Genomic DNA, 11,355 nt, shown 5'->3' on the forward strand with positions numbered 1-11,355 from the left:
CGACAGCTCCCGACCCGCGCAGCGCACCGCCACCGCATCCGGAGAACGCAGCACCTGAGCCGCGAAAGCCGCCTGCACCGAGCCGGCGGCCGACGCCGCGCACGACGCGGACGACCGATCCTCGGCCAGGAGAACATCTTCTGTAACAAGCATTGTTCGTCACCCTCTTTCGGGGTCGAGGTCGCACGCGTGCCGCACGGAAGGCGCTGTACGAGGACTCATGCGTTGGAGGTGGAAAGGGACACGGAGCCCAGGGATCCGAAGGAGGCCCGCACGGTGGCGCCCGCCTTGAGGTCGACCGCTCCGGCCAGGGAGCCGGCCAGGATCACGTCGCCGGCGCCGATCCCCGCGCCGAAGGAGGCCAGGATCCGGACGAGGCAGGCCACGGACTCTGCGGGATGGCCCATCACGGCCGAGCCCCGGGCGGTCTGGACGGAATCACCCGACTCGAACACCATCGTCTCCGCGGCGAGGTCGCGTCCGTCGAAGGGAACGGGCTCGCCCAGCACGACCATGGCTGACGAGGCGTTGTCGGCGACGGTGTCCACCCAGGCGATGTCCCAGTTCTCGATCCGGCTGTCGAGCACTTCCAGGGCCGGGAAGACCTCGGTGGTGACGGCCAGGACGTCCGCGGCGGTCGTACCGGGACCGGACAGGTCGGTACCGATCCGGAAGGCGATCTCCCCCTCGACCTTCGGCGCGATGAACCGGCCCGGATCGAGGAGGGCCCCGTCGCCCAGGATCATCTCCTCGGTGAGGAAACCGAAGTCGGGCTCGTCGACGCCGAACATCTGCTGGATGGCGGCGCTGGTGGCGCCGATCTTGTATCCGGCGTGCACCGCGCCGTTCTCGTGCTCAAGGGTGCGGAAAGCCCGCTGGACGACGTACGCGTCCCGCGCGGTGAACTCCGGGTACCGGAGGGAGACCGGCGGCACCGCCTTGCGCTCCCGCTTGGCGTTCCACAGTTCGGCGGCTATGTGCGCGTGAACCGCTCGGGGATCCTGAAGCATGGTCCGGGCTCCGGTGGTCACTTGGTCGCCAGGAACAGCCGGCCGCCCGGCATGACCTGCGAGCTGCAGTCGACGTCGGAGAAGCCGGCGCTGCGGAACTTCTCCACCCACTGCTCCTCCGTGGGCAGCTCCACGTCCATGAAGTTCGCGTGCAGGTAGGTGAAGAGGGAGCTGAACTTGCGCTCGCGGTCCTCCTGCCCGTAGGAGACCGCGTCGACCACGGCCAGCACGCCACCGGGTGCCAGGGCCTTGTGGCAGGTGCGCAGCACGTCGTCGAAGACGGCCTCGTCCTGCAGGACGTCGTGCATCACGAAGCAGGCCTGGATGGCGTCCGCGCCCTCCAGCGGAGTGGGATCGGCGATCAGGGACTCGACCGAGCGCTCGACGACCTGCAGCCGGTCGGCCACTCCGGCCCGCTTCGCGTCCTCCCGTGCGGCGGCACAGGCGCCCGCGCTCAGGTCGAGGGCCACCCCGGTGCGCTGCTCGTCCTGCCGGAGGAGACCGATGAGCAGGCCCGCGGCGCCGGCGCCGAGGTCCACCACGTGCTTGGCCCCGGCGGCCGTGACGCGCTCGACGACGGCGGGGTAGAAGGTGCGGTCCCCGATCCAGCGGGAGCTGACCGCCACCCGGCGCCCGTCCCGCTGGTGGGTGTCGGCGGCGGACTCGTCACCGGACAGGAAGGCCCGCGCGTTCTGCAGGAACGGGCTGTTGGCGGTCAGCGCCCAGGAGAGGTAGCCGACCTCGTGCCGCCAGTCCGCGTAGTCCTCGGACGGGCGGTACAGGTCACCGTCCACGGCCGTCAGCAGCCCGGCGGCCGAGAGGGCGCGCAGGTACTCCCCGAGACGGTCCTCCGGAAGGCCGGTCGCCCCGGCCAACTCGGCGACGCCGAAGGTGCGGCCCGAGTCCAGGACCTGGTCCGCGCCGATCTCGGCGCCGATCTGGAGCAGTGCGGCGACCGCCGCGTAGTCCGCGCCGACCTCGCCCGCGGTTTTCACGTTCACCATGTCTGTTGTTCCTCGCATTTCTGATAGTCCGTCACATGACTGCGTAAAGGGAGTCCTTCTCGGCGAGGCCCAAGGCGACCTCGATGATGGAGTCCTCCTGGCCGGCGACGACTCCGCGGCGGCCGAGTTCCATCAGGATTTCTCGCGGGTCCACCTGGAAGCGCTCCGCGGCACGGCGGACGGGTGCGGCGAATCCGGAGAAGACACCGGCGATTCCACTGGTGATGGTCACGCTGTCGTTCGCCGGAATGCGCTGTACGAAGGTGGATTCGGCGAGATCGGCCGCGTCGAGCGCGCCGAACAACTGGAGCCTGGTCTCGATCTGCTCCAGGTGCAGGTTCGCGGCCACCAGTTCGAGGGGAGCGTTGCCCGCTCCGGCGCCGAAGCCGCGCGCCGTCACGTCCACGATCGTCGCGCCGGCCTTGATGGCGGCCATGCTGTTCATCACCGACAGCCCGAGGTTGTTGTGGCCGTGGAACCCGATCTCGATGTCGAGTTCCCCGACCAGTGCCCCGACCTTCTCGTCGACGGCGGCCGGGGTGTACGCGCCCGCCGAGTCCATGAGGATGACCGCGTGCGCTCCGTACTCCTGCATGAGCCGCGCCTGCTCGATCAGGTCCTTGGTCGGCGCCATGTGGCTCATCAGCAGCATGCCTTTGACGGTGACGCCCATCGAACGCAGCATGGTGATCTGCTGGCGGGTCACGTCCGCCTCGGTGCAGTGCGCGCCGACCCGGACCTCGTCGACCCCGCATTCCAGCGCCGGCTTCAGGTCGCGTTCGACCGTGGCGAACCCGGGGATGGACAGGACGCCGAGTTTCGTCCCCTTCAGCTGCTCCCGGGCGGCCGTGAGCATCTCGGTGTCGCTCAGCGCCGCGCGCCCGACCTGGAGGGAGGAGGCGCCGAGGCCGTTGCCGTGGCCGACCTCCAGGAGGTCGGCCCCCGCGAGCTCGGCGGCCTTGGCGTAGGCCACGATGTCCGAACGCCCCAGCTGGTGCGCCACGGCGTGGTTGCCGTCCCGGAGGGTGGTGTCACAGATTTCGAGCCGTCGCTCGGTGGGGGTGCTCATCGACGTGCCTCCGCTCGGCCCTCGGCGACGGCCACCGCCGCGCAGGTGATGACGTCCAGATTTCCGGCGTAGCGCGGCAGCCAGTCGCCGAGTCCCTCCACCTCGATCGTGACCATGACGCGACCGTCGGTGGCAACGGGCGGCACGACGACGCGATAGCCCGGGACATAGGAATGGATCCGCTTCTCCATGTGCTCGACCGCGACGCGCAGCGCATCCATGTCGATGTTCTCGGAGTCGGGGACGGCAATGGTGTTTCGCATGACGATGCCCGGCTCCGCCGGATTGATGATGAGAAACGTCCTGGCGCTGTCCACCCGGCAGAATTCGCGGGTCGCCTTCTGGGTGATGAAGGCGTATTCGTCGATGTTCGCCCGGGTCGCCGGACCGACACTCGCCGAGGAGCTGGCCGTGGCGATCTCCAGGTATCCGAGACCGTCCTCGGAAGCGTCGCTGAAGCAGCGCGCGATGGGAACCGCGGCCTGGCCGCCACAGGACACCATGCTCACGTTCGGCTCGGTGAGGCATTCCTCGAGGTTCAGTGCCGGCACGCAGAACCTGCCGAGGTTCGCCGGGGTGAGGTCGACGACCGGGATCCCCAGGGCTTCGAGGATCTTCCAGTTGTGGACCGCGTCCTTGGCCGAGGTGGCGTCGAAGACGAGGTCTATCCCGTCCGCCATCGCGGCGACGGCGTCGATCCCGCCGTCGGTCGTCGTCACCCCGTGGGACTCGGCGAGTGCGATTCCGGGCGACGTCGCGCGTCGTCCGGCGAACAGTACGCACTGGAGCTGGGGCGAGGCGATGACCTTGAGCAGCAGGTCGCAGCCGATGTTTCCCGTGCCGATGATGGCCACGCGAAGAGGTTCAGCAAGGGGACTTTCCTGTGTGTGCATTCACCTGTCCTCTGTCCGCATTGTCAGTACTGCCAATTCCGAAGAAACTGTGTGAGGTGCCCGGTCCGCTCGAACCGGGCCAGTGGTCTGTACGGGGACTTCCGGGTGCCAGGCCGGCTCCTGCAGGCCGGAATCCGGGTCGACGGTTCCGGCTTCCCAGCCGGCCCGGCCCAGTTCCACGACGATGTGGCGGGCCCGCACGGCGGGTAGCGCGAACGTGACGGACAGGGTGCGCTCCGTCGCGGAGTACCGCGGCACCGCGTCCTCCTGGTCCACCTCGAATTCCTTGAGCGCGTCCAGCAGGCGGACCAGCTGCCCCGGGCGTTCCGGGACCAGGACCTCCACGTGCGTGCTGTCCGCGGCCTGCCACTCCCGGATCGCGGCCAGTCCGGCGGCCCCTCGGTTCAGCAGGTCCGCCACCGGCTCCGGGTTCCGGCCGTCCCGCAGTGCGCCGAACGGGTCGTCGAGGCCGGTCAGCAGGCTCGTCAGGTCGTCCCTGAGGTCCCGCAACACCCCGGCGACGGCGGGTGCGTTGGCCCGCAGGATGTCGTTCCACAGCTCGGTGTCCCGGACGGCCACCCGCGTCACGTCGTGCAGTGCCTGCCCGGCGAGGCGGAACGACTCCCGCGAGCCGCCCTGGAGCCGCGCGGCCATGAGACTGGCCACCACCTGGGGCGCGTGGGAGGTCAGCGCCACCGCGTCGTCGTGCACGCGGTCCCCCATGATCACCGGGACGGCCCCGCACAGCGCGATCATCGCGAACACCCGGTTCACCGCGTCCTGGGAGGTGCTCTCCGAAGGGGTCAGCACCCAGGCCTTGTCCTCGAACAGGTCCGCGCGGGCGGCCAGCGGGCCGCTGCGCGCAGGGCTGGCGAGCGGATGCCCGCCCACATAACTGGAGGACGGAACCGCGGAGTTCCACAGGTCCCGCGCCAGCTGCGCCTTCACACTGGCCACGTCGGTGTAGGTCCGGGCCAGCCCGCGCGCCTGCATCTCCGCGAGCACTCCGCCGACCGCGCTCGGCGGTACGGCGATCACCGCCAGATCGACCGGCTCGTCCGGGGCTCCCAGCGCCCCCGCGCCCAGCGCCGCCGCCGTGCGGGCGGCCGCCTCGTCCTTGTCGAGCAAGTGCACGTGGATGCCGTGCCGGCTCACGGCCAGGCCGATCGACGTACCGATCACGCCGGTGCCGACCACCGCCATCGTGCGTACCATCGTTCCCCCTCTCCCCGTCGGGCCCGGTACACGACGGCAGGTCAGTAGCTGAAGTCCGCCCAGCGCATGCCGTCGGTGGACGGCACGAGACCGCCTTCCCGGATCGGGCCCTCGTCGTCGACGACCTCGCCCAGCGCGGCATGGACCTGGATCTTGGCGCCCTCCTCCAGCACCGACTGCACGAGCGTCGAGTCGAAGAGGTCCCGGTCCGTGCCCGCCTCCCCGGCGGGCCGGTCGGCCAGTTCGGAGAACTCGCGGAACGTGGACTCGCGCCGTTCGGCGTAGGAGGCGGCGTTGACCAGCCCGCTCTCGTGCGAGGCCCCTCCTCCGACCAGCTCGACGAAGGACTCGAGCCCGGAGGACGAGCTGTTCGTCACCTTCTTGGCGGTCCAGAAGTACGAGTCCTCGTCCCGGTGCATGTCGTAGAAGGCCACCAGGAAGTCGTGGAAGAGCGAGTACTCGTGCCGGTAGCGGGTCTCGTACTCCTCGAAGCACGTCGCCTCGTCGAAGTCGCCCGCCAGGGAGGAGTTGATGGAGCGGGCGGCCAGCAGCCCGCTGTAGGTGGCGAGGTGCACACCGGAGGAGAAGACCGGGTCGATGAAGCACGCCGCGTCGCCCACCAGGACCATGCCCGGACGCCAGAAGTTCTCCTGGCAGTACGAGTAGTCCTTGCGGATCCGGATCTCGCCGTAGGGGCCGCTCTCCACCCGGCGGGCCTCGGACAGGTGCTCCGCGATGAGCGGGCACTCCTCGATCAGGCTCATCAGGGCCTTCTCGCGGTCGCCCTGGACGCGGTCCAGGGACTCGCGCCGCAGGACCGCGCCGACGCTGGTGAGCTCGTCGGTGAGCGGGATGTACCAGAACCAGCCGTCGTCGAAGGCCGCGCAGAGGATGTTGCCGGAGTTGGGCGCCGGCAGGCGCTTCCCGCCCTCGAAGTACCCGAAGAGCGCGATGTTCTGGAAGAACTCGGAGTAGCGCCGGGTCCCGCCGATGCGGCTGTGGATGCGGCTCTTGTTGCCGGAGGCGTCCACGACGAAGCGGCTGCGCACCGTGTGGCGCACCCCCTCGGCGTCGCTGTAGAGCACCCCGGAGACGCGGCCGTCCTCCTCGACGACGTCGACCACGGAGCTCTTCTCGCGGACCTCGACGCCCTTGTTCCGCGCGTTGTCCAGGAGGATCTGGTCGAACTTCATGCGCTCGACCTGGTAGGCCAGCGAGGTCGGCCCCGAGAAGGTGTCGGAGACGGAGAAGGAGAACGTCCACGGTTCGGGGCTGCTGCCCCACCGGAAGGTGCCTCCGCGCTTGGGCATGAACGCGGCCTTCTCCAGCTCCTCCGAGACGCCGAGCAGTCGGCAGATGCCGTGCACCGTCGAGGGCAGCAGGGACTCCCCGATCTGGTACCGGGGGAACTCCTCCTTCTCCAGCAGAAGGACACGGTGCCCCTGCATCGCCACCAGGGTGGCCACGGTGGAACCGCCCGGCCCACCACCGACGACGACGACGTCGAACTCGTGGTCGTGTGTGTCGTGCATGACTTTCTTCTCCTTCGATGGCCTTGGAGGGATTCCAGGCCTCAGACGCGGTGTTCAGCCCCGCGTACCGGAAACAAGTGAGCGCAAGGTGCGGGCGGCGGCCAGATCGGCGCATCCCGCCAGGAGGAGTGCCTCCTCCAATTCCGTCCGGAGGATCGAGAGCACCTGGGTGACTCCCTCGGCCCCGGCCGCGGCCAGGGCCCACAGCACCGGCCGTCCGATCAGGACCCCGTCGGCGCCCAGCGCCAGGGCCCGCAGGATGTCGGTGCCGCTGCGGATCCCGCTGTCCATGAGGACCCGGCCCCGCCCCTCCACCGCCTCGACCACCCCCGGCAGCGCGGTGATGCTGGCCGGCGCGCCGTCAAGCTGCCGGCCCCCGTGGTTGGAGACCACCACGGCCTCGGCTCCGAGCCGGACGGCCCGGTCCGCGTCCCCGGGGTCGAGGATCCCCTTGACCACCAGGGGAAGCCGGGTCTGGTCCCTGATCCACTCCAGGTCGGACCAGCCGAGCGTGGGGTCGAAGGCGGTCTTGGTGTGCGCGGCCACGGCCGACTCGTGGGGCCGGCGCTCGTGCGCCGCGGAAGGACCGTCGGGGTCCAGGTTGGCGCTGCGGATCCAGGACGGCAGGGTGAACTCGTTGCGCAGGTCGCGCAGTCGGCGGCCCATGACCGGGACGTCCACCGTCACCATCAGCGCCCGGCAGCCCACCTGTTCGGCCCGGCGGATCAGATCGAGCACCCGGCCGCGGTCGTGCAGCCAGTACAGCTGGAACCACAGGTCCGCCCCGACCTTGGCGATCTCCTCCATCGGGGTGCTGCTGATGGTGCTGACCACGAAGGGGACCCGCGCCTCTCGGGCGCCCTTGGCGGCAGCGAGCTCCCCCTCCGGATGCAGAAGTCGCTGGTACGCCATCGGGGCGACCGCCAGCGGCAGCGCGGCCGAAGTGCCCGGGAGCCGCGCCGCGGTATCGCTCCGCTCGACGCCGGCCAGCGCCCTGGGCACCACCGACACCTCGTCGAGGGCCGACCTGTTGGCCGCCAGGGTGGACTCCGTACCGCTGCCGCCGGAGACGAAGTCCCACACCTCCGGCGCCAGCCGGCTCCGGGCCGCCCTGCGCAGGTCCGCCACGCACAGGGGCTGCGTGCCCGCTCCGTCGGCCGGTGCCCCGAACTGCTGGGCCATTACTTCCCGGCCTCCGCATCGGCCCGCTGCCGCTCGACCGCCTCGTAGAGGGCCTTGATGTTCCCGCTCCCGAAGGTGCGGGCGCCCATGCGCTCGATGACCTCCATGAAGAAGGTGCGGCGCGGGTGGACCGACTTGGTGAAGATCTGGAAGAGCTGGCCGTCGTGGTCCTCGTCGACCAGGATGTCCAGGTCCTTCAGATCGGACACCGAGTATTTCGTCGGGTCGAGGGCCAGCAGGCGGTAATACGCCTCCGGGGTTCCCAGGAAGGAGACTCCCTTCGACTTGAGCAGGCCCACCGACTCCACGATGTTGTCCACCGTGAAGGCGATGTGCTGGACCCCGGCCCCGTCGTGGTTCTTCAGGAACCCGTCGATCTGTCCGGAATCCAGTGAGGTGTCGGGCTCGATCAGGGTGAGTGTGACGGCACCGGACCGGCTCTGGACCACCTTGGAATCCATGGCCTGATTTCCCACCTTGATGCGCTCTTCGAAGATCGTCCGGAAATCCAGGACGTTCTCGTAGAACTCCACCGTGGGGGCCAGCTGACCGGCTTCGAGGCAGATGGCGAAATGGTCGATCAGATTCAGTCCGCTGTCGAACCGGGCACCCTCTCCGGGTACCGGGCGGAAGCCCGGGAGTTCACGTGCGTCGCCGAGTGCGGGGCGCTGCACGAAGGTGTGGATCACATCGCCGAAACCCCGGACCGAGGCCGTTGTCAGCCCGTCCCGTTCCGTCGGCTCCGCCACCGCGGCGGCACCCCGGCGCACCGCCTCGGCGAACGCCTTCCGCGCGTCCGAGGTCGTGAGCGCGATGTTCGCCACTCCGTCACCGTGCTGCGCCACATAGGCGGCCGCGGGATGATCGGCACCCTGCGCCGAGGTCAGGACCAGCCGGATCTGGTTCTTCCCGAGGGCCACCGACCGGACACCCGGGGCGGGCCCCGCGGAGCCGGCGGCCCCGTAGATCTCGAAGCCGTAGCCGTCGATGAACTGCGCCGCGACAGCCGCGGTGTCCTCCACATAGAACTCGACATGATCGATGGCGAGCCCGTCGAAAACCGACACGTCCGCATCAGACATTTTTTTCACCGTCCCCCTCGATGTACGGATCAGACCGTGGCGTTCATCTGCTGGACGAGGCTGTGCGGCCGCATGTCCGTCCAGTTCGCGTTGATGTACTCGATGCAGGCCGCGCGGCCACTCTCGTGAACGGCGGTCCAGCCCGCCGGAACCTCGGCGAACTTCGGCCAGAGCGAATACTGGCGCTCCTCGTTGATGAGTACGAGGTATTCCGCCTCGGGGTTTTCGAAAGGATTGGTCACGACCTCGCTCCTTCTGTCGGTTGCGGCTGCACGCGGCATGTCTCGCCGAAGCCCTCGTCCACGACGGGATAAGGGCACGGAAGAGCACACCGGCGCAAGCAGGAATGATCCGCGGAAGTCTTGGGATCCGGATTCGCGGGATCGGGCGGGAAATCCTCTGCAAGGCCCGTCGGCCTTGAGGACGTTCACCCCGCCGGGCGGCCCGGATTCCGTCTGGGAGGGAGATTTGCATGAAGGAGAAGAAAAAATCCACTCCCGCCGGGTGGCCGGATCCGACCGGTGTCCAAGTGCGGCGGCGCCGCACTTGGACACCCTGGCCACCATGCGGCTGACGCCCTGCCGCGCAGTGCCGCGAGAGTTCCGCCGGAGCGCGGCACGGTCGGTGCGGCCGTAGCCGGTAGCGGCCACGACAGCGGTCGGGCGAGTGGCCGGTTGGGGTCTGGCCGGTTCGTGACAGTCCGCCGGAAGCGCAGGTCACAGGGGTCTGCGGGAGCCCGTGGCTGGCACCAAACGGCCCGGTCGGGTCCTGCCAGCCGCAAGGTCTTACGAGCGGGGTACGGCGGGGGCGAAGCTCTCTTCAGCGCCGCCGAGGCCCGGTCTCCCGAACAGACCGGGATATGGGCCGGCGACCACACGCCTACCTCCAGGAGCACAGCCATGCCCCGCGCCGACACCGAACTGGAGCAACCCGCGTCGGCACCGGCCGGAGGGCCGTGCACGGGTCGCCACGGTCCCCCCGCGGTCGTACGCATGACCCCGTCCCCGCCCGCCCATCTCCGGAGGCCGCAGTGAGAGCGCCCCAACTGACGACCACCGGCACCGGATCCGGCACCGGCACTGGCACTGGCACCGGCACCGGCACCGGCACCGGATCCGAGGGCCTGGTCCGGCCGGCCGGCTCCGGAGTGGAACCGGGCGAGGCACCGTGCGTCGAGGTTCCTCTCACCGTCCTGGCAACAGGCGAGTCCCTCCGCTCCGAGGGGGAGGACGAGGAGCACACCGCCCGCCTGGCCGAGACCGAGGACCCCCTCCCGCCCATCCTGGTGGACCGCCGGACCATGCGCGTCATCGACGGCAGGCACCGCCTCGCCGCCGCCCGGCTGCGCGGTCAGCGGACCATCTCCGTGCGGTACTTCGACGGCAGCGCCGACGACGCGTTCCTTCGCGGCGTCGAAGCCAACGTCACACACGGCCTCCCGCTGTCCCAGGCCGACCGGCGCATGGCCGCGGAACGGATCGTGGCAACCCATCCACACCTGTCCGACCGGTCCATCGCACGGGCCTCGGGGCTCGGCGCCAAGACCGTGGCGGCCATCCGCCAGGCTTCCGGCGTGGAGACCCGGGAGGACCTGCGGGTCGGCAAGGACGGCCGGGTCCGGCCGGTGAACAGCATGGACGGCCGGCAGCGCGCGGCCGAGGCCCTGGCCCGAAACCCTCAGGCGTCCCTGCGCGAGGTGGCCCGGATCGCCGGAGTCTCGCCGACGACGGTGGGCGAAGTCCGCAGACAGCTGGCGGCGGGCCGGGATGCCCACGGGGCGGACGGCACGCCCGGACCGCGCGACGAGGCCGAGACCGCAGCGGCACAGGCGGGTTCCGCCGCGGCACCGCGCGTCCAGCCGCAGCCGAACCCCGCGGCGGTACTGAAGAAGCTGGTGCGCGACCCCGCACTGCGCCAGCGGGAATCGGGGCGCCATCTGCTCCGCCTGCTCCAGCAGAACTCCATCGACGAGCGGATGTGGGCCGACCTGGCCGCCGCGGTGCCGGCGCACTCCGGCGGCCTGGTGGCGGACCTGGCCCGCTCGTACGCGGAGACCTGGACGGCCTTCGCCCAGGAGCTGGGCGGACGGCCGGGGGCCCGGACCGTCCAGAGAACGAACGGCTGAGCCGCCGCGACGCTCATCCGGCACCGCGTGACCGCGATGCCCGCCCCTCGAAATCCGTGCGACTGCAACCCCGAAAGAGAGTCATTGGCCATGAGTACTGCACGTGCTGTCCGTCGTGCCGAGGATCGGTCGTCCGCGTTCGGCGCGGTGTCGGCCGGTGGTTCGGTGCAGGCGGCTTTCGCGGCTCAGGTGCTGCGTTCTCCGGATGCGGTGGCGGTGCGCTGCGCGGGCCGGGAGCTGTCT

10 protein-coding genes are annotated in these 11,355 nt (G+C 70.1%); 1 reads left to right on the plus strand and 9 read right to left on the minus strand.

What is annotated here, in order from left to right; all coding sequences use genetic code 11:
• Positions 1 to 218: 218 nt before the first annotated feature.
• Genes ACZ561_RS39940 through ACZ561_RS39980 form a run of 9 tightly spaced genes read right to left on the minus strand, consistent with a single transcriptional unit; the run spans position 219 to position 9,229 of the window.
• Positions 219 to 1,010: a 2-keto-4-pentenoate hydratase gene (locus ACZ561_RS39940; RefSeq protein WP_471005051.1), complete on the minus strand. Its 792-nt coding sequence runs from the start codon at positions 1,008 to 1,010 to the stop codon at positions 219 to 221.
• Positions 1,011 to 1,027: 17 nt separating this feature from the next.
• Positions 1,028 to 2,014: a class I SAM-dependent methyltransferase gene (locus ACZ561_RS39945; protein ID WP_471005053.1), complete on the minus strand. Its 987-nt coding sequence runs from the start codon at positions 2,012 to 2,014 to the stop codon at positions 1,028 to 1,030.
• 31 nt (positions 2,015 to 2,045) lie between these two features.
• A complete protein-coding gene (gene dmpG, locus ACZ561_RS39950) occupies positions 2,046 to 3,083 on the minus strand; it encodes a 4-hydroxy-2-oxovalerate aldolase (protein WP_471005055.1) in 1,038 nt (345 codons plus the stop codon).
• The gene (locus ACZ561_RS39955) at positions 3,080 to 3,937 is read right to left on the minus strand and encodes an acetaldehyde dehydrogenase (acetylating) (protein WP_471005057.1); all 858 of its coding nucleotides are present in this window, start codon (positions 3,935 to 3,937) and stop codon (positions 3,080 to 3,082) included. The genes dmpG and ACZ561_RS39955 overlap by 4 nt, the downstream gene beginning before the upstream one ends.
• Positions 3,938 to 3,976: 39 nt before the next feature.
• Entirely contained in the window at positions 3,977 to 5,191 is a 1,215-nt protein-coding gene (locus ACZ561_RS39960; RefSeq protein ID WP_471005059.1) for a prephenate dehydrogenase, read from the minus strand.
• A 41-nt stretch (positions 5,192 to 5,232) separates the two neighbouring features.
• The gene (locus tag ACZ561_RS39965) at positions 5,233 to 6,723 is read right to left on the minus strand and encodes a tryptophan 7-halogenase (RefSeq protein ID WP_471005061.1); all 1,491 of its coding nucleotides are present in this window, start codon (positions 6,721 to 6,723) and stop codon (positions 5,233 to 5,235) included.
• Positions 6,724 to 6,777: 54 nt separating this feature from the next.
• A complete protein-coding gene (locus ACZ561_RS39970) occupies positions 6,778 to 7,905 on the minus strand; it encodes an alpha-hydroxy acid oxidase (protein WP_471005063.1) in 1,128 nt (375 codons plus the stop codon).
• Positions 7,905 to 8,987, minus strand: coding sequence for a 4-hydroxyphenylpyruvate dioxygenase (hppD, locus tag ACZ561_RS39975; protein WP_471005065.1), 1,083 nt, complete (start codon positions 8,985 to 8,987; stop codon positions 7,905 to 7,907). The genes ACZ561_RS39970 and hppD overlap by 1 nt, the downstream gene beginning before the upstream one ends.
• Before the next feature lie 29 nt (positions 8,988 to 9,016).
• Positions 9,017 to 9,229, minus strand: a complete 213-nt coding sequence (locus ACZ561_RS39980; protein ID WP_471005067.1) for an MbtH family protein — start codon at positions 9,227 to 9,229, stop codon at positions 9,017 to 9,019.
• A gap of 788 nt (positions 9,230 to 10,017) precedes the next feature.
• Between ACZ561_RS39980 and ACZ561_RS39985 the strand changes: the two genes are divergently transcribed.
• On the plus strand, positions 10,018 to 11,112 hold the full coding sequence (locus ACZ561_RS39985) for a ParB/RepB/Spo0J family partition protein (RefSeq protein ID WP_471005069.1): 1,095 nt from the start codon (positions 10,018 to 10,020) through the stop codon (positions 11,110 to 11,112).
• The last annotated feature ends 243 nt before the right edge of the window (positions 11,113 to 11,355 follow it).

This window comes from Streptomyces sp. NPDC039609, assembly GCF_055596705.1.

What these genes read in the sequence shown, in the direction of transcription:
- ACZ561_RS39940 (WP_471005051.1), bottom strand. Translation starts at nt 1,010, where the DNA reads ATGCTTCAGGATCCCCGAGCGGTTCACGCGCACATAGCCGCCGAACTG.
- ACZ561_RS39945 (WP_471005053.1), bottom strand. Translation starts at nt 2,014, where the DNA reads ATGGTGAACGTGAAAACCGCGGGCGAGGTCGGCGCGGACTACGCGGCG.
- dmpG (WP_471005055.1), bottom strand. Translation starts at nt 3,083, where the DNA reads ATGAGCACCCCCACCGAGCGACGGCTCGAAATCTGTGACACCACCCTC.
- ACZ561_RS39960 (WP_471005059.1), bottom strand. Translation starts at nt 5,191, where the DNA reads ATGGTACGCACGATGGCGGTGGTCGGCACCGGCGTGATCGGTACGTCG.
- ACZ561_RS39965 (WP_471005061.1), bottom strand. Translation starts at nt 6,723, where the DNA reads ATGCACGACACACACGACCACGAGTTCGACGTCGTCGTCGTCGGTGGT.
- ACZ561_RS39970 (WP_471005063.1), bottom strand. Translation starts at nt 7,905, where the DNA reads ATGGCCCAGCAGTTCGGGGCACCGGCCGACGGAGCGGGCACGCAGCCC.
- hppD (WP_471005065.1), bottom strand. Translation starts at nt 8,987, where the DNA reads ATGTCTGATGCGGACGTGTCGGTTTTCGACGGGCTCGCCATCGATCAT.